This is a genomic window from Rhizobium sp. R693, from assembly GCF_002211315.1.
Taxonomy (GTDB): domain Bacteria; phylum Pseudomonadota; class Alphaproteobacteria; order Rhizobiales; family Rhizobiaceae; genus Rhizobium.
Genome location: NZ_LOKY01000046.1, coordinates 169,878 through 189,364 on the forward strand (window position 1 = coordinate 169,878; position 19,487 = coordinate 189,364).

11 protein-coding genes are annotated in these 19,487 nt (G+C 58.3%); 8 read left to right on the plus strand and 3 right to left on the minus strand.

Features of this window, described 5'->3' with window-relative positions; all coding sequences use genetic code 11:
• Window positions 1-6: 6 nt before the first annotated feature.
• From ATY79_RS25445 to ATY79_RS25455, 3 genes are all read right to left on the minus strand, one after another.
• The gene (locus ATY79_RS25445) at window positions 7-1,014 is read right to left on the minus strand and encodes a sterol desaturase family protein (protein ID WP_245312450.1); all 1,008 of its coding nucleotides are present in this window, start codon (window positions 1,012-1,014) and stop codon (window positions 7-9) included.
• Window positions 1,015-1,430: 416 nt separating this feature from the next.
• Window positions 1,431-1,766: a hypothetical protein gene (locus ATY79_RS25450; protein ID WP_141105766.1), complete on the minus strand. Its 336-nt coding sequence runs from the start codon at window positions 1,764-1,766 to the stop codon at window positions 1,431-1,433.
• A gap of 183 nt (window positions 1,767-1,949) precedes the next feature.
• On the minus strand, window positions 1,950-2,882 hold the full coding sequence (locus ATY79_RS25455) for a hypothetical protein (RefSeq protein ID WP_088705273.1): 933 nt from the start codon (window positions 2,880-2,882) through the stop codon (window positions 1,950-1,952).
• A 278-nt stretch (window positions 2,883-3,160) separates the two neighbouring features.
• On the opposite strand from ATY79_RS25455, the gene ATY79_RS25460 reads away from it, so the two are divergent.
• From ATY79_RS25460 to ATY79_RS25500, 8 genes are all read left to right on the plus strand, one after another.
• Complete coding sequence (locus tag ATY79_RS25460; RefSeq protein WP_245312451.1) at window positions 3,161-3,445, plus strand: hypothetical protein; 285 nt, start codon at window positions 3,161-3,163, stop codon at window positions 3,443-3,445.
• 640 nt (window positions 3,446-4,085) lie between these two features.
• On the plus strand, window positions 4,086-5,477 hold the full coding sequence (locus tag ATY79_RS25465; protein WP_088705274.1) for a nucleotide sugar dehydrogenase: 1,392 nt from the start codon (window positions 4,086-4,088) through the stop codon (window positions 5,475-5,477).
• Between the two features lie 112 nt (window positions 5,478-5,589).
• Window positions 5,590-7,260 carry a glycosyltransferase gene (locus ATY79_RS25470; RefSeq protein WP_088705275.1) on the plus strand — a complete coding sequence of 557 codons (1,671 nt, stop codon included), beginning with the start codon at window positions 5,590-5,592 and terminating at the stop codon, window positions 7,258-7,260.
• Window positions 7,257-8,387 carry an alginate biosynthesis protein Alg44 gene (locus tag ATY79_RS25475; protein WP_088705276.1) on the plus strand — a complete coding sequence of 377 codons (1,131 nt, stop codon included), beginning with the start codon at window positions 7,257-7,259 and terminating at the stop codon, window positions 8,385-8,387. The genes ATY79_RS25470 and ATY79_RS25475 overlap by 4 nt, the downstream gene beginning before the upstream one ends.
• 95 nt (window positions 8,388-8,482) lie before the next feature.
• Window positions 8,483-12,226 carry a NosD domain-containing protein gene (locus tag ATY79_RS25480; RefSeq protein WP_088705277.1) on the plus strand — a complete coding sequence of 1,248 codons (3,744 nt, stop codon included), beginning with the start codon at window positions 8,483-8,485 and terminating at the stop codon, window positions 12,224-12,226.
• Window positions 12,223-13,392, plus strand: a complete 1,170-nt coding sequence (locus tag ATY79_RS25485) for an alginate lyase family protein (RefSeq protein ID WP_088705278.1) — start codon at window positions 12,223-12,225, stop codon at window positions 13,390-13,392. Before ATY79_RS25480 ends, ATY79_RS25485 begins: the two co-directional genes overlap by 4 nt.
• Complete coding sequence (locus ATY79_RS25490) at window positions 13,389-16,334, plus strand: SEL1-like repeat protein (RefSeq protein WP_088705279.1); 2,946 nt, start codon at window positions 13,389-13,391, stop codon at window positions 16,332-16,334. The genes ATY79_RS25485 and ATY79_RS25490 overlap by 4 nt, the downstream gene beginning before the upstream one ends.
• A 274-nt stretch (window positions 16,335-16,608) precedes the next feature.
• The gene (locus ATY79_RS25500; protein WP_088705281.1) at window positions 16,609-19,482 is read left to right on the plus strand and encodes an SEL1-like repeat protein; all 2,874 of its coding nucleotides are present in this window, start codon (window positions 16,609-16,611) and stop codon (window positions 19,480-19,482) included.
• The last annotated feature ends 5 nt before the right edge of the window (window positions 19,483-19,487 follow it).

Consider the following 19,487-nt stretch of genomic DNA (forward strand, 5'->3'; position numbering starts at 1 on the left):
TGTTTCTTAACTTCGCGTGAAAGACCGGTCTTCGTCCAGTTCGGGTTCGGTTCGCGACGCATGGTCCAGGTAAAGATTAGCGCTAATCGTGGCCTTGGTAACAGAAGCGGGCTTGCGACCAAGGATCTGCCTGAACCCTTTGGCCGAAAAGGGCTGCACAAGCTGTGCCACGAAGCCCTCGGCAATTCGCCCGCTGATGCCGATCTCTGCTGGCGGCCGACGCGCGGGATTGAAATAAGTGCCAAATAACTGGTCCCATAGCACGAGATTCTCGCCATAATTGGTGTTTCCTTCCGCAAGCACCTTTGAGTGATGCCATCGATGCAAGCGAGGTGTGCTGAAGATCAAATCCAGCGGGCCGGTCCTGACATCCATGTTGCAGTGGGTGAGAAGCCCGATGAAGGCCGTTACCGCGCTGATCCAGAGAAAGACAGCCAGGGGCGCTCCGAGAAGATAGAGGGGGACCTGACTGAGCGCGATCTTGAAGAGCGAGTCGACCACATGGAAGCGACCGGTGTTGACGACCCAAAGGCGCTCGACACTGTGGTGCAGGGCGTGGAACCGCCACAGCGAGATGATTTCGTGGGCGGCGCGGTGCGCAAGATAGAGACCAAACTCGGCAATGATCAAACCCAGTCCGACTTGGACGACAAGAGGCCAGTGATCCGGCCACGTTGCCATTGGCGATGTGAGAACAGGTTGAGCGACGGTCGCGAACGCCATTGGGGCAGACGCTCCAACGGCGGCGGCAAGTTGTACACCACCCTTGGTCAGGAGCGTATGCGCGATATCGTTGAAAGTTTCGCCATCATGCTTCAGCCATTCGTGCTCATAGGGCATTAACCGCTCGAAGCCCGCGATCACGGCGACGATCGACAGATAGACGACGTTGAACGACAGCAGTGGCGCGCCTGTGTGAAAAGCCCAGCCCGCCCCGATCAACCCGGCCGCGAAGATGGTTGGCCATAGCGCCCACGATGTCGCCATGTAAAGCGCCGACTTACCCTCGTTCATTACGCACGCCCTTTGCTCTTCCCGACACCGCTGATGATACACCGTAGTTGCGTCCGCAAGGCAAGGCCCGAAGCGACAATCTGCCATAAGGCAGCATACATGAAGCAGAGGCAATGCCGCTGCAGGACGAAAGAGTGGGAGGACGTCCTTGGCCGCCGACAGCGGCTTTGCGATATCGATTTCTCGTGATTGCCGCAAGACAAGCCTGCTGACAGGCGTCACTCGCACGACACAGCCCGCGCAAACCACATGCACTGACCAGCCCGTGACTACGCCGCAAGCCTGCGCGTCGCAATCGCGCTCGTTTGGTCCGGCTATCTGCTGTTTGCATCCAGGACTCGGATAGTGAAGTGGCTCGTGACCGACTACGCGGTCCTTGCAGATCCTCTTCATGCCAAGCATCATGATCACCGTTATCACCGACACCACGGTCTGGCGGCTGCGGCATCCTTCAGCATATGTCCACGGCTTCGACCGTTCTCGGTGATTGCCACCCGTGAGGACTCGCGTCGAGCCTGGCTGGAATTGACAAACACGATCTGGCCCTTGCCTTCGATCAGCATGGATAATGTCGCCTGGAGCAACGCAGACGTGCCAATGAGTTTGGCATCGATCTGTCGGCGGAAGTCCTGAGAGCCCGTGACGGCATCCGAACTCAGTATGAGCGTATCCAGCTTACCGACACGGCCGATGTCGGCTTCAAACTGGGTCATCGCAAAAGAGGTGTGCAAGACCAGCTGCAACAGAGTCAACTTGGCTCTCTCGTCGGCCAAACCGACCAACCTAGGTCGCCCCAGGCTGCGCCCAAGGATGAATACGCTGCTGCCGGCTCGAAGCGGTGGCGGTGATGGAATCGTCGTGTTCTCAAGCGCCAAATAGGCACGGCGGCCGGCGAAGCAAAGACACACTGCTCCTCGACCGATAGGACGAAAGACTCAAGCTGTCGCAGTGACCAGACGATCGCCGAACCGAAGGACCTTGTCGACCGTTGCCGTGCCATCGTCATAGAGCTTGACGACGTCTTCGGGCAGCATTTGTCCGTTGGCGGCGTTGATATAGTCACGCATTGTCGTTCCAGTTGCTCTGGTATCGATGTTGGCGGCGCCATGTCTCGTTACGACGTCGTCGAAATGCACCGTGCGGAAGTCGATACTATAGCGCGCAACGTCTGTGGTGTTGGGTACGGTCTCGTGCAACTGTGCACCCGAGAACAGGATAATGCCGCCGGGCGGCGGCAGATAGCGCAGCGACTTGGAGTTTAGGTCCTGCTGCGGCTTCGGCTGCTCGCGCGTGTCAGAGCGGACATGTTGTGCTGCCGAAGCACGATTCTTGGTGTTCCACTCATAATAGTTATAGATTTCGGAATTGTTCTTCACCGGCTGGTCCCAATAGTCCGGATAAAAGCCCATCGCGTTTTCCGGATCCAGCGCGTAGATCGGCAGCCACCAGTTGACCTGGCACAGCGGCGCGGAATACCAGGTATCGCGATGGGGATGGAAGGCATAGGCAATACCGGACGACAGGAAATGCGATGGATAGGCCGAGCGCATGCGCGGCACGTCGAAATAAAGCTTTTCCAGATCGATGCCGTTTTCCTGCATGATAAGCGGAATGAGGCGCTTGCACTCCGGATGATGGATGAAGGCGGGTTTCATCTTGCCAAGGATCGCTGCGACCTCTTCCGGTGAAAGGTGCTTATGCACGGTCAATGGGTCGTAGGGCGCAAAGGCTTCGTCGAGCATCGCTTTTGCAAGCGCTGTCAACGCTTGGGTATTTGCCGAAGCGGATATGATGAAGATATCGCCTTCATAGAGCCGCTGGCGCCGTTCCTCATCACTTATTTTTGCATCGATATAGACTGCAGACATCGGACCCCCCTGTTTGCCTGATGAATTTTCCTCCAGTCGACCGTCGCAACGATGTCCCATGTTCCAATCTACTCCACGAGGCGCAAGAGAGACATTTCACCAGAGGGAGGAGGGGCGAGGCTTCGCGTACATCTTTCGGACGCTTCGTTCGCATTTCCTGGTCCATGATGGTTCTCCTGCCATGATTGGCCTGAGGTCTCGGCTTGTGCTGCACGAGTTCGTCGGTCCGGCGCTCTACTGTCTGCCTTTCTCACGCTCGTCGTCGTCGAAACGCTTCAGTGGACGCCGTTCTCAGTTCGGATGTGCAAGCGGCCGCGTTCGACGGCGCAGCCTGGTTCAAGATCCTCTGGCGGATCGAACCACCGCTGATGCTGCCCATCCTCGCAATCACCTTCTTCATCCGTTTCATTGAAGGCTTTCGCGTGTTCGACAATGTCTATGCGCTGACCAGGAGCGGCGGGGGAGGATCAACAACGTCGCTGTCGATCTCCATTTGCCAAGCGCTTTGCAAAGGAGGCGCGTGGCAAGGCTGTTGCCATCCTACTGTTCGCCGCGTTTCTTAAGGTGCTCTTCGAACTCAATTGGCTTGCCAGACGCAGGAGGGCGTAGCGATGCCGAACCACCAGCGGCGGCGTAAAGTGGGGCACCGCATCGCCCGTCATGATGCCCGGCGCTCCACCACCTGCGGTGCTGGACTTGTCGTGTATCCCAAAAATTTCCGGCTCAATGACCCGTCGGTGCCGTGAAAGGATGATGATCCACGGCAAGCTCTTGGCGCCCAGAGCACGACCTGCCGTAATACTTTGCCTGCATAGTATCGGCAGGCATGACAACGATCTTAAAAGGTCGCAGGGCAAAATAACTTCATATCTGCCGATTTAACTGCAAACCAACCGATGTCTAATCCGTCAACGTCATAGACTTTGGCTTGAGCATCCCCATGTAATATCTATCAATACAACATCGTAATCAGTTGATTTAGCTTGCCTATTTTGCGCGACAACATACACATCAAAGATTTATATTAGTGTTAGCTAATTTTTATCTATTGCATACAAGGTTATTTGCGCCTAGCATCGCTTTTTACCGCGACAACAAAGACGTTTAACAAACTACGTCTGGTGGGGGTTTCCTTAACTGTAAGCATGTGTCCCGACGAAAGAATTCGTTGGGGACATTAACTGTGCGCAGACGAGGTTCCACATGGAAATTGAACTGAATTCAGTCCACCTTGCCGGCAAACAAAAAGCTGCTGTTCCAGACAATTACTATCCGAACGCCGACACTCGTCGATATCGAGTAAGCGTGTTTGGCGCCGGCTACGTCGGTTGCGTTTCCTGCGCATGCCTCAGCAGGGATGGCTTTGCCGTCATCGCTGTTGATCCGGACCGGTTCAAAATCGAGCGTCTTGCCGGAGGCGAGGCCCCGATCGTCGAGCCGGGCTTGAATGAATTGCTGCAGAGCGCCCATGCAAACGACCTGTTGAGTGCAACCCACTCCGCAGCCGACGCCATCAACGACACCGACATCTCATTCTGCTGTGTCGGAACGCCAAGCCTGCCGGACGGCACTTTGAACACCAATCATGTTCGTCAGGTCTGCGAAGACATTGGCAAGGCCCTGCGACATAAAGCCGAGTTTCATATCGTTGTGATGCGCTCGACGATCCTTCCCGGGACAATGGAAGAGCTTGTCATTCCAACGTTGGAAAAAGCGTCGAGGAAGATTGCCGGACGTGATTTCGGCATTGCCTACTACCCCGAATTCCTTCGCGAGAGCACGGCAATCGCCGATCATGACAAGCCCGGGGCCATCGTCTTCGGACAATACGGAGACGACGCGCGCTCCATTGAGGTCCTCAAGGTTCTTGTCAGCCACAGCGGGGTCACACCGCATGTCATTCCAATGCGCAGCGCGGAAATCGTCAAATATGCGAACAACTGCTGGCATGCCGTCAAGATCAGCTTCTCGAATGAGATCGGCAATATCTGCAAGGCCAAGAACATCGACAGCCATGTGGTCATGGATGTGCTTTGCTCGGACACGCGTCTCAACATATCCCGGGCCTATATGAAGCCGGGCTTCGCCTATGGCGGCTCCTGCCTCCCTAAAGATCTCAGGGCTTTGACGGCACTTGGCCGTTCGATGAACGTGCCGACACCGGTATTGGACGCCGCACGGCTCGCCAATACCATGCAAATCGATCACGCCCGTTCACTCATCGATGGCGCCTCGCATGAGGCAATCGGCTTCATCGGTGTGACCTTTAAGGCCGATACGGATGATCTCAGGGAAAGCCCGCTGCTCGAACTCGTCGAAGGCTTTCTTGGCAAAGGCAAGGACGTGTCGATCTACGATCCCAATGTTGCCAGGGAAGCAAGCCAGGGCCGCAACTTTCTCAAACACATCGCGCCGCTGCTCCAGGACACCATCAAGGATGTCATCGCGCGATCCGAAGTCATTGTGGTCGGCAACAAGTACCCCGGTCTCAAGGATGCAATCGAGACCGCCGGCAAACCGGTGACAGTCATCGATCTGGCGCGCATCGAAGAGCCGGAAAACAAAAACGTCATCTACCACGGCCTGTGCTGGTGACGTGTTGACGCTGGCCGCCCGGCGCGGCCGGCACTCCTATTCAAACAGACAAAAAAGAGGAGTTGGAGCGCTTCTCGCCGCATGGTTTGCAGGAACATCGAGGCAGGAACCGATGGCAGGAATGCAATATGCCGATGGCTATGGGCCGGTTGCCGCACCAGTAGATCGTCTGCTGGCGTCGCCGTCCGACGCACGGGATGCCACAACCGCTTCGGGATTCGTCGCCTGGAGCGAAACGTTCGAAGCACATCTCGCTTACATTGCTCTGGTCTTAAGCATCGCCTGCATCACGACGCTCGACAGTCTTGTCAGTGCTCATTCCGGCGCCCTCTTCGGCCTCGGTCTCCTGGCCGTCTGGCGCTACGGTTGGGGTCTCACGCATTTTGTGCGCTCCAACATCTACCGCTCGGTCGTCTTTCCGAAGATGCGCGCCAAGGCCGAGGATGCAATGCGCAAGAGCGCCGACACGCTTGGCGATCAGCACGTCTTTTTCCTTGTCACCAGCTTTCGCATCGACAGCGATACGACGGCTGCCGTTTACCGCGCTGCATTCGAAGCCGCAAAACGCGCGCCAGGTGGCGCGACCGTGGTGGCTTCCATTGTCGAGATGGGAGATCAGCGCCTCATCAAGTTGCTCTACAAGCTGATCTGCGGCGAAGACACCAAAGTTTGCCTCGTCATCACGCGCATCGCCGGCACCGGAAAACGCGATGCATTGGCTTATGGCTTCCGCGCGATTTCGCGACAGGAGCCGAAGGCCGACGACGTGGTGGCTGTCATCGACGGCGACTCGATCGTTCCGCCTGATCTTGTCAAAAAATGCGTGGGCTTTTTTCGGGCAGACAACAATGTTGGCGCGCTCACGACGGATGAGGTCTCACATGTGCACGGCAAGGCAAAGTTCCATATCTGGTATAGCCTGCGCTTCGCCCAACGCCACATTCTCATGTCGTCGAACGGGTTGTCGCGAAAGGTACTGACACTGACCGGCCGCATGTCGATGTTTAGGGCATCGATCATCTGCAATCCCGATTTTGTCAGGCAGGTCGAATCCGATTACGTCGATCACTGGCGGTTCGGCCGCCTGAAGTTCCTGACCGGAGACGACAAGTCGAGCTGGTTCTGGTTGCTGCGAAATGGTTACAGGATGCTCTATATTCCTGACGTCGTCGTTGCGACCGTCGAGGAGCCTCCGTCCAAATACTTCCTGCCGGCGGCGACGCAACTGATGGTGCGCTGGTTCGGCAATATGCTGCGCACGAATTCACGGGCGCTTGCGTTGGGCTCGTCAAAGGTCGGCTTCTTTACATGGTGGACGATCTTCGATCAACGCGTTTCGATGTGGACCTCGCTGGCTGGGCTGGCAATGGTGCTTCTCGTCGGGCTGTTCGAGACACCATTTGCCTTTCTGATCTACCTTCTTTGGGTCCTTGCCACGCGTTACCTGTTGACGCTGATGCTGCTCAATTCGCGCCGCCGCGTTTCGGCCTTCTATCCCTTCTTCATCTATTTCAATCAGATCTACGGATCGATCATCAAAACCTACATCTTCTTCCACCTGAACAAGCAAAGGTGGACGCGCCAGAAGACGACACTTGCAGATGGCAGGACAGGTTTCGAAAGCCGAGTGCGCGAGGTTTCGTCCGCGCTTGTTCATGTCCTCGCGATCACGCTTTTCATAACCATTGTCGCGCTCGTCCTGGGGCAATTGGAAATTCCAGACGCATCCATACTTGCAATGGCCTACGGGCTGGACCCCGAGAAATTGAGGGAGTGGATATGAACGTCGTAAAATTCGAAGCGGATGTACAACGCCAACACGCACGCTACAAACTCCCGTTGAAATGCGTCATCGACGGGTACCGGTACAACTGCCTCGACTGGTCCGTCGGAGGCATAGGCGTCGCGACCGGAAAGACGCTCCTGCCCGAATTCAAAACCTTCCCGATCGATCTTGAATTCCCTTTCGATGGCTTTGTCTTCACGCTGAGGGTCGATGCGCAGGTTCGCTATTGTGACCCCACGAAGGGACGCACCGGCTTCCAGTACATGTCCCTGACGGAGGAACAACTCCGCTTTTTGCGCTATGTGCGCGATGCTCATCTGACCGGCGAAGTGGTCACGCTCGACGATGTCCTCGACCTGTCGAGCCGGTCCATCGACCCTCGCAGTCGTAAAAAGGATGACAGCCCGCAGGATCAAGCTGCTAGCCAGACGTACAAGGTGGCTGCGAAGCGGTCGTTGCGCATCGCGTTGCCGGTGGTACTCGGCCTCGCAGTCCTGCTTTTCCTGTGGGGTGCGCTTTATCAAAAGCTCTGGACCTTCCGCGCCGACGAATCGCTCGTGACGATCGATTCGGCGGCCATGATCGCGCCGTCGGACGGTGTCGTGACAAATATCGTGACACAAGGGGCCGTGAAGGCGGGTGATCCGTTGGCGACGATCCTGCCGACCGCCAGCAACCGCAGCGTTACGGTGCTGGCCCGCTGCGACTGCGTCATTCAGGACGTTCAGGTCGGATTGGACAGCCAGGTCCGAGCTGGACAACGGCTTCTTTCTCTCAGCATGCAAAATGCCAAGCCGCACATCGTGGCCATGGTCGATTATTCTCAAGCGCTGCGCCTCTATAAAGGCGCGCGCGTTCTGGTCGAATTGCCGCATGGCGATAAAATCTCGAATGCGACCATCCGGGAGTTGCCGAAACTTACAAGCACCGATCTGACGTCTGGAAACAAGATCCCGATCAACATCGACGTGGGTGAGGCCAATCTCTCCTCGATCGTGGGAACGCCTGTATCAGTGCGATTTGTGCAGTCGCCATGGGCGAACGCAAGCCTTTCGAAAATGCTGAAGACCGTCATCGGCACAACCGGCACAGAGAGCCATCCGGTTGGCGAAACGAACGGATGAGGGAGAGCTCCTGTCGGTGAGGCGGCTGAGAGCGAACGGCGTCCGAAACGTTCGACAACCCGCAAAGGACGAGGCAGTTGAAGGAGTTAACTCGAATGAGCACAAGACAATACCTCGCCGGACTGACTGTCTCGGCTTTGACCGCGACCGCGCTCTTCGGCACAGTCGGGACGTATTGTACATTGGCTCAGGCATCGGATAGCGTTCAGCAGATCGTCGAGAAAATCCGGCAATCTGTCCTGGATGTCGACAAGGCCAGGACACCTGCCGAGCGGATGAAGGCATATAATCGCGCCCGCGACCAGCTCGCCGCACTTTCTGTGAGCGCGAAAGGAGGAGATGAGGCCGCCAAAGCGAGCATTACCGACCTTGAAGCAGACGGAATTACGGTCGACGTCGTCACAACAGGAACGCTCAGTGCCACTCTCTTCAGCCTCACAGACAAGGGCGCCGATCCAGACGCTCGGGTGACGGCGAGGCTGAGGATCGATGACCTCATCGATGCCGTGTCGGCGCCAGAACTCAAAGTATCGGCGCTGGCCGACTATGCACGACAGATCGCGAGCGACCATGACGCCGCTTTGACCCTTTTGGAAAGGGCGCTCGATGTCGGCACAAAGATCGCCTCGGCTGAAGAGAAGAATGCCGCGCTCAATAACATCGCCCAGGTCGGTGCCTACGTCGAACCGAAGCTGACGTCGAACATCGTCAATAAGGCCGTCGGCGGCATGTGGCCCGCCCGCATGCGTGGATTTGCCCGCTATGATATCGCCCTCAGGCTGCTTGGGGACAAGAAATTCGGCAAGAAGGACATCAAGGACGCCAAGTTCGACGACATCTCGGCTGCGATAAAAGCCGAACTCAAAGCTGGCGGGATCGAGCAAGCCTTGCTTTTGGCGCTCGCCATCGATCCGGAGTCTTCCGAACACCGCGCAGCTGCCATCAACGACGTCTTGAGCGAAGCGCTCAAGGCAAATGCAGTGAACCTGTTTCCGGTTTTTGCCACAAGCCTTGCCGATCGAAGCGATCAGGAAGATCTCATCGTGCGCATCGTCAAGAACCGTGTCGACGCGGACCGCCTGATCGACGCGACCGCAATGACCGACGTGATGGAACCCGGGCCGGCGCTTGCTGAAATCGACTTTACCCTTGCCGCCGAACTCAGCGATCGCGGCCTGGCGAAGATGGCGTCCCAGCAATATGACCTTGGCCTGAAGATTATCAAAACGCTCGACGGCGACGCCAGGGAAGCAGCGCTGATTGCCGCGATCAACGGAGCAACTGACCTCAAACGCTTCGATGACGCCCAAGCCTTCGCAGATCAGCTGACCGACGTGAAGGGCGCATCCAATGCCCTTGGCAACCTTGCCAAGGCGTTGGCAGACAGCGACGATTTGAAGAAGGCCGAAGCACTTCTTTCGAAGATCACCGCCCTCAAAGACCGCGAGCAGGCGCTCTCAGGGATAGGCCGCGCCAAGGCGCGAGACGGGGATATCGATGCCGCAACGAAGATCGCCGGCGAGATAACAAACGACGAAGACCAAGGCCGTGTGCAGTCGGAAATTGTCCGTCTATTGGCGCGCAATGGCAAGATCGACGATGCAATGGGTCTGGCAGGCTCCATCAAGGAACCGGAATATCGTGTCGAGGCGCTTCTTCGGCTTGCCAAGGAGATATCTGGGAAAGATGAAGCGCAAAAGGCGGCCGATGTCATCGACCAGGCGATCGCCTATGCAGGGGGAGTGAACAAGCCAGACCAGCGTGATGACCTGTTCTTCGACATCATCGACTATTTATCGAAATCCAACCAGATCGAGCTTGCGAAGAAGCTTGTGACGAAGATTTCCGACGAGAAGCTGAAAGCGAAAGCAGCAGGCCGGATCGCGAGCCGGGCTGCGTTGTCGGGTGACGCCAAAAGCGCCATCGCCTATTTCGACAGCCAGGCGGCCACCGGTGACGAGCAACTGAAAGCCGAGGTGATGATCGCCGCTGCCAGCGATCCGGACTATGTCAGGACGGCCATTCTCGCCACCCGGGATATTCACGATCCGATGCTGCGAGTGCGCACATTTCGGGCCATCGCAGAGGCGCAGTTGCGCCACCTCGATCGGCTCGGTTGGGGGGTAGGGAAGGGTGAGCCGTCAGACTACGGAGACTGGCCGAACAAGGTTTCATTGCAGGCGGCCAACGAGAACCTGCCCCAATCCTCAAAGGCCCTCTTCAGCGATGGCCTTATGTCGCTTCGTACGACAGCGATACTGAGCGCTCCGCTCAGCAAATATGGATATCCCGACATAAGCAAGTCGGCTGCAACGACGCGCTCGATGCTACCGCTGCCGACACCGGGGCGGATATCAATAACATTGGGAAACCTCACTCCTTATGAAAGCAAATTCATGGAGGACCTTGCCGGCGGATCTACCGGTCTTTCCCATGCCGCACGCGCGCAAGGGCTTCTTTATCCGCGACTTATCGTCATTCAAAGCGGCATCTATACACTGGGTAGTCTTGCGATGCAGCTGGACAGTGCCACTGGCGAGCCATTGGTCGAACGCGAGGGCGACATCGTCACGCTTCGCGCGCCGCTGCTCGTTGGCGAGGGAGCAGCGCTGATCCTGTCCGGCCAGGAGGCATCCGTCTATCGCTTGTCGGCCACCGCTGGTGCCTTTGTCGCGGTTGGCGGCAAGCTCTTCATACAGGACACAACGATAACGTCCTGGGATGAAGTGCTGCAGAAGCCGCGCAATTCGACCAAAGACACGCGCGAGGTCTTCCGGCCCTTCATTGTTGGCTGGAGCAATTCCGAAATGTACATTGGCGGATCGGTTCTGGATTCGCTTGGATACGCAGCATCGAAATCATTCGGACTGACCTTCTCGGCCGGCCCGAAGACGATCGCCAAGGCTCGCGAGCAATTGCGAAATCCAACGGGCATTGTCGTCGAGAACTATTTTCACAACTTCGAGTACGGCTTCTATTCCTACGAAGCCGATGACATCTCGCTCATTGGCAACGAATACGCAGACAACGTCCTTTACGGCGTCGATCCGCACGACCGCTCGCATCGACTCCTGATCGCGCTCAACACCGCGCATGACACGATGGTGAAGCACGGCATCATCATTTCTCGCAGCGTCGATGCCAGTTGGAAGGTCGGCAACGTGGTGTTTCACAACAAAGGCTCCGGCCTGATGCTCGACCGCGACAGCGTGGACAATCTTGTCTATGGCAATCTTTCCTTCGAAAATGACCAGGATGGCCTGACATTCTTCGAGAGTAGCTGCAATCTCGCCGTTGCCAACGCCTTCATCGAGAACGGCCGCTCCGGCGTGCGCATGCGCAATAGCTGGGACATCGCCGTTTACGACAACGCCATCGTGCGCAATAAGCTTGAGGCGATCAGCGGCTACATCAGCGACCTGTCGCTCGCAGACGGTGAGCACAAGCGCGACCTCGTCATGGACCCCTATGTGCCGCTGACGACCTTTGCGGCGTCGGACAATGTGATCTCCGGGAATGGCAAGGGAATAAAAGCTGCCGGAGTCTCGGGTCTCACATTGGCAAAGAATGAATTCCGCAACCAGGAAGGCCGACTGCTGGACGGCGACACACGCCCGTTCGAGGGACACATGCTGCGGTTCAACGAACATCAGAACGTATCAATCGCATCGACTTGCCGTCCGCAGCGGCCGGCAAACTACGAATGTGTTTTCCGGCAGGCGGGATTCCTCGGGGAAAACGACGCACTCTTCTTTGACACCAAAACCTCCGGCAACTGCACGGACGCTCGCGGCTCCGTGCAGTTCGAAAGTTTCCATGGAAAAGGAGACAACAGTTGATAAATGCGGCTCCTTCCATCATCACGGCACGTAACGGCATCGTCCTTGCCGCTGTCATTGTCAGCGCAACAATGTTGCCGGACTTGATACAGGCATCAGCAGCTCAGACGGCGAACGGCGGCTATCAAGGCCTGTTTGACGTGAAGGCACGCAAGGCCTTTCTCGCACAAAATCCATCATCCGATGCGCGAAAGGCCTGCCTTGCGGTCGACGCCGACGCCAAGTGGCTGAGCATCGAGGTCATCAAGGGCCTGACGACCACGGAAGGATACGGCACGGATCGATCCGGCAACCAGTACGCATGGGCGGTTATGGTCCTGTCCGGCCGAGCGCTCGCTGGAGATAAAGGCGCCGAGGAAATGCTCAAGACCTTTCTTCTGAAATGGGCTGACGCCGGCGCATTCTCCGAAACCGAGAAAATTCACGATGCCTACTATGCCCTGAAGCGCTTGATGCTGCCGACTGTGGTGGCCTTCTCGATTATCCGCGACGGGCTTAGCGATGAAGAGAAGCAGAAACTAATCGCCTGGATCGATCCGCTGGTTCGACGTACCGATCAGATCTTTGAGGGAAGCGTCGACTATAATAACCACCGCTATCTTGCCGACAGTGTCCTGATGGCCTGGGGCAGCCTGACCGGCGACCAGGAGCTCTACCGGAAGGGGATCGACCGCTTCCACATCATCCTGGACGATGCGCGGGCCGACGGCAGCCTGCCTCTCGAAACCCGTCGCGGCGCCCGCGCACTCTGGTACATGCGCCAATCGCTGACCAGCATGACCGTCATGGCCGAAATCGCCACCGGCGGGCAAAACGATCTGTTCGACGCCACCGCCACGGCCGACGGAAAGAAGAAATCCATGTGGACGGTTCTGTCCTACTGGATGAATGGCATGACCAACCCAATCCTGGTCAAAGCCTACTCCGCCGAAAACTACATTCCCGGACCGGAACAGGATTTCATGCGGCCGGACTTCGGCTTCCTGGAAAACCGGGGCAACGGACGACACTATCTGGCGTTCCTCGAGGCGCTCGCCGTTCATGAGCCGGCAAACTTCACGCAGCGGCGTGCAGAAGCCCTCCTCGAAAGAGAAGGCGCAAACGAGCGTCCTCTCATCGATGAATTCGCCGGCGGCAACGCCACATGTTTCTGGAGGTCGGGATGACAACATTCCAGAAGCACCTTTCGGTTTTGCTTGCGACCGCCTGTCTGGCCCTTTCACTGCCGATTGTGGTACGCGCAGAACTGACGCCGACCCCGGCCGAACAGGTTGATTTGCTGACCCAGCAGAACGATGGTGAAGGTCTTCTGAAAATCGCCAGGCAGCTGCGGGGCGGCGTGGCAGTCTCGGCCGACAATTCGCTGAGGGTTCCAAACTTCGCGAAAGCGCGCCAGGCGCTTGAGAGCGCTGTGACCCTTCCCGGTGCCAGGCAGGCGGAAGCAAAGCTGCTGCTCGCCAAGATGATGCTGGCGGGCGAGGGAGGTCCGGTTGACGGCGACCGCGCGCTGACCCTTTTGGCTGACGTTATCAAGACAGGCAATGCCGAAGCAGCCTTCATCCTCGGTCAGAAGCTGGCGCTCTTTCCGAACCGCGTTCAAGAAGCGCGCGACAACCTCAATCTTGCTCTTCGCCTCGGTGACGGCGCGGCGGCATTCGAACTGGCGAAGTTGACCGGCGCCACACCGGCTGAGGCCGCGGCGATGACGGACTTCGGCCTCGACCTGCTGCGTCAACGCGCAGCAAAGGGCGATGCAGGTGCGGCCTTCGATCTCGGCGGATATTATCGAAGACTGTCGGACAAGCCTGAGGATCAGAAAGAGGCGCTGGCCTGGTATCGAAAGTCCGCGCAGCTCGGCCAGATCACGGCAGTTGTCTGGGTCGCACGTCTGCTCGGCGAACCTGAAACGCCACTCTTCGATCGTGTCGCCGCTGTCGAACAATACCAGGCAGCCGCCAACGCCGGATCGATCGAGGCAGCGCAGGAACTGGTGCGCGACTTTGTCGACGCCGGTCCGTTGAAAGTCCCACCACACGTCTATGACATCTGGATTACCAGGCTGATCGACGCCAAGGACGCGACGGCGGTCCTTTATTATTCCCAGGCATTGCACGAAACGGCCGAGCAGCGCCAGCGGTCGTCGGACCAGCTCTACGAAGCGACAATGGCCGGCGATGTCGCCAATGAAGATCTGATCCGGATTGGCGAAAGCTATCGCGACGGGGCAAACGTCGTGATCGACCAGACCCGCGCTGCAAACATTTTCCGGCTCGGGGTCAAGAACGGATCCAATTCCGCCCTCACCAGATTTGCCCATCTGCTCATTGAGGCCCCAGCGCTGAGAAGCAGGGAAAACGTTCAGCTTGCAGTCGAAAAGCTGAACGAGCTGGCAGCGAAAGGAAGCGTCACCGGCCAGTTGTTGCTCGGCGACATGTACGCCAGGGGCGTCCTTGGAGAGATCGACCAGACGAAGGCCATTGACCTCTATCGTCGAGCCCTTGCAGCGGCCGAGTCGGTCGAGGTGCTCAACCGCCTGGCCGATGTCTATCTCTCATCGGCCGATATCGGCAAGCGCAAGGAAGCCTTTCCTTATATCGAACGCGCGTCGCGCGCCGGCAGCGAGAGTGCAATGCTGAAAGAGGCCAAGGCCTATGCCGACGGCGAAATCGTCGGCCAGGATTTCGACCGCGCCGTCACGCTGTACAAGCAAGCAATCTCGCTTGGCGCAACCGACGCGCTCGTCGCCCTGGCCAACCTCTACCTCTCGCGTGGTGGAGAAACAGCATTTCGCGACGCGCACGAGGCTTTTTCCGATGCGATAGCAGCCGGGAACCGGGAAGCGGCGGTTGAAATGGCGCGGTTCCTCAAGGCAAACGGCAAGCTGGACGAAGCGATCGCGCGATTGACGATTGCCGCGCGCAAGAACAACAGCCAGGCCGCCGTTGAGCTTTACGAATATGTGTCCGAACGAGCGCAAAATCCCAATGTCGGGACGGAATGGTTGCGTCTGGCCCTAAAGACGGTGAGCGACGTTCCGCGCGAGAAGGTGCACCTGGCAAGCGCCATGCTGATGCCATCGGATATTCGCCTGAACCTTCAAGCAGCGTCGATGCTGCGCGAACTCGCCGGCGCCAAGATTCCCGGCGCTGCCGTTGCGCTTTCAAATATCTACATCGAGGGTAAGGGGGATGCCAAAGATGTCCCGGCTGGCCTCGAACTCTTGGAGCAGGCATCCCAAAAAGGGGACGTCGATGCACTCCTGAAACTTGGCGACCTCTACATGGACGGCAAGTATGTGGAAGGCGATGGCGACAAGGCCATTGGTTACTACCGCGCGGTGATTGCACTCCATCCCGATGACCCGGCCGCCAACGTGCGAATGGCCCGCGCATATCGTGAAGGGCGCGGTGTCGAACGCGATCTCGCTATTGCGGCGACCCACCTGAAGATTTCCTCCGATGCGGGGAGCCGCATGGCAACGCGCGACCTTGGCCTTGCCTATATGTGGGGCAGTGGCGTCAAACGGGATGAAGACAAGGCCGTGCAATTGCTGCGCGCCGCAGCCGAGCATGGCTATGCATTTGCCTGGCACGACCTTGCGGAGACGTATGGTGCAGCGATCGGGCCTGAAGTCGATGCGTCGCAGAATTTCCGGCTGAATATGCGGGGAGCCAGGGAAGGTCATGTATCCGCGATGATCGGAGCCGGTGTCGCGCTGCTGTCGGGCTTCGGCACCCAGCGCGATCCCGAGGCAGGGATCCTCTGGCTGGAACGGGCATCGGCCAGCACAGGCTGGGACGCGCCAGATGCCATGTACAGGCTGGCCGAGGTCTACAAGCACGGCATCGGTGTCGAGAAGGATCCGAAGAAGGCACGCGAATGGGAGTTGCGTGCCGCGAATGCAGGCAGCACGACTGCAATGTTCCATCTCGCCTTGGAACTCGAAGCCGATAATACCGACGCGAGCAAGGCCGAAGCGATCAAGTGGCTGCAGAGCGCCCGCGCTCTACAGCATGTTCAAGCTGCAAAGAAGCTCAAAAGAATGGGTGCGGAGGATATGTCTTCCGGATCACTGCAAGGGGTCGAAGATGATGGTGTGGAAGAGTGAGCGCCAGCGTAGCGTCACATTTCGCAAGCGAATACCCCGCCAGCCGCTGGGAGGTCTGAACTTGCGGGGAAACCGCGAAAGCGAACCACGCGTCCTCGCATGTACGGCGCTGATCGTGCCAGCTCGAAACGATTGTGAACTCGGGCCGAACCATAACTGGGTTGTCCTCGTCAGAGACGAGATTATCGCGCGGGCGCGCCAGCACATGCTCGACAAAATGAGATCGGCGCAAGACGAGCGTGACGATGGTTCGAAGCAATGAGGTAGCATTTCAATGTCCAACGGAAACGAGATTTGGAGCGCGGCAGTCGGTCGCCGGCTGCGAAGTTTCCGAGGAACCGTGCTCGCTGCAACGCTTGCCTTCTGGGCGCAGGTTCTGGCAGCGAACGCCATCGCCGCCACTCAGGCCTTGATCCCCCTTAGCCCGGATTTCGACTATGCGCGCATCTGCCTAACGCCGCCGCCGGTGCCTGCGCCGCGGAACTGGAGCGGCTGGGACGGCAAGAGCCAGGGCACGTTCTCGCCTGACGACATGCTGCAGGACGCGCAAACGCTCTTCAACCCCTACAGTCCTTATCAGAGAAGCCCGGCGACCGCTGAACGCCTTGCCCTTTACCTGAGCCAGGTACCTTTTGCCGGAGCGGGTCGCGCGCTCCATCTCTACGGCCGCATTCTTGCGGACGACGACAATGCGTCTCTGCGCGCCGATGAAATCATCAGGGTCGAGACGGAGGCAATCAAACGCGGGACGATCGAGGCGGGAACCTTTCTCGCCAGGCTTTATCGCCAAGGGGAGGTCGTGCCGGCCGACCTCAAGAAATCACTGGCATATCTCAATGCGGCAGCAAATGCCGGCGATCCGAACGCCGAACTCGAGCTTGCACGTCTTTACTACCGGAATCCGCAACTTGCGGAGACCATCGACGCCAGCCGCCTCTATCTGAACCGTGCGATCTCGAAGATGTCCGAGAGATTGGGCACCGGCGATTGCAGCGTCCTGACCGGCTTTGCCGACATACTGATCGACCCCGATCTGGGGCTCGACGACCAACAGACCTCGGCACAATGGTTGCAGGCTGCCGTGAAGCTCGGCGATGTCAGGGCAATGTCAACGCTCGCACGCCGGTATCTGCAAGACAGGGGCGTTGGCGCCAATCAGCAACAGGCGATCGCACTCTTGAGGCAGGCATCGGCGCTTGGGCATTCGGCAAGCCGCTTGACCCTTGCTGACCTCCTGCTTTCAACCCCACCACAAGGAAGCGGCAAGAACGAAGCATTCAAACTGTTGGCTCAGGAAGCGGAGCGCGGCAACGCGCGCGCCTATGAATTGAAGGCCGCCTACTATCGCGGAGCCTATGGAGCCGGAGCCGATCCTGGTCTCGAGTTGCAGAGCCTGCAAAAGGCGGGCGCGCTGCCGGACGTCAGCCTCCGCACACTGGAGCAACTCGGCATCATCTACGCGCGCGGCAGCGCCGGCGCACCGAATTTCGAACTCGCCAAGCAGACACTGGTGAAGGCTGCCGATCTTGGCTCGTCTCGCTCCGCCTTCGAACTCTACAATCTTGCGTCGGGTAAAAGGCCGTCGATACGACTCGACAAGGATCCTTTGATATATCTGAAGGCAGCAGCCGACCATGGCCTCGGTGTGGCGATGAGCGAACTGTCATCGCTCTACTTCTGTGGAACGGGCATCGTAAGGGACCGTGCCGAGGCGCGTGCCTGGCTCGAGAAGGCCGCAGCGGCGGGCAACGCAGCCAGCCTTTTGACCCTTGCAGACGAGGCAACTGCCAAGCACACATCTGACGGCAGCGCGGCAGCCCTCAAGTTTCTGATGCAGGCAGCCGAGCAAGGCGATGTCGAAGCCATGATGCGGGTCAGCCTGTCTTACCGTGACGGCCGCGGAACCGCGAAGGATGCTGCTGCGGCCGACACATGGTACCAGCGCGCAATGACCGCTGACCCTGGCGTTGCCACACTGACGCAGGCGCGCGCGGTACTGTCGCCTGATACCCCTGAGGAGCGCGATGCTATGAAGGCGAGAGCGATGCTGGAGGCATCAGCCCAGACCGGAAATCCGGACCTGCTCTTCGAGTTGGCCAGGCTTTACATCGATCCGGATCCGACGCTCGAGCCGGATCCCAGGAAGGCCACAGCCCTTTTCGTCGAGGCAGCGTCGAAAGGCAGCATCTCGGCAATGCTGCGGCTGGTCGACATGAAGGTTGCCGCCGCTGACGGTGGCGGGGCGGATTGGCACAGATGGCTCATCCGCGCGAACGCGACAGGCGATTTGCGCGCGCTCCTCAAGCAGGCCGAAGTCGAAAGCGATGCCGAACGGCAAGCGGCCATTTTCAAAACTGCCCTCAGCCGGCCGCTCTGCCAGGAGAAGGAGAAGATACAGGTCGCGTTAGCGATACGAACCGTGCCGCAGTTTAGGCAGGACTATCTCGGTCTCTTCGATCAGGTGATGGCCGAGCCAATGAAAGATCCAGGCACGGAATACCAGGTTGCCCGTTTCCTTTTGGACGAACGACCGATTGAAAAGGCAAAGGCAATCGAACTCATGAAGGCGGCCGCCGAGGGTGGGAAGCGGGAGGCCATGCGCGAGATCGGCCGCTTATACAGTACCGGCGAGGGTCTGCCGGTGGATGCGAAGAACAGCTACATGTGGCTTTTGAAAAGTGCGCGGCTCGGCGACGAAGGAGCCTTACAAAGCCTGGTGACAGAAATCCTGTCGCAGCAGACCAGGCTCGACGACCCGTCAAGCGGCGACGAGAAGGTGGAAACGCTGCTCCATGATCTGGCGGCGCAGAATTCCCCGCAGGTCGCAACGCTGCTCTCAAGGCTCTATCTGCGGCTCTCCGAAGGCAGCCCTGCGTTCGCGCAAGCAGCAAAGACTTGGACGCTGAAGGCAGCAACGCTCGGCAATGGCGCCGCCATGCTCAAGGTGTCCGACTTTTACGCAGCTGGCACCCACGGGTTCGAACACTCCGATACCAAGAGCACTGAATGGCTCTCAAAGGCGGCACATGCCGGCTACCGCGGCGCCTTCGAGAAATATGCAATCGCGTTGCAGATCGGCTTCGGCACAAAAGCCGACACTGCCGAGGCACGACGCTGGCTGAGCAAGTCGACTGAGGTGGCAAACTGAACAGT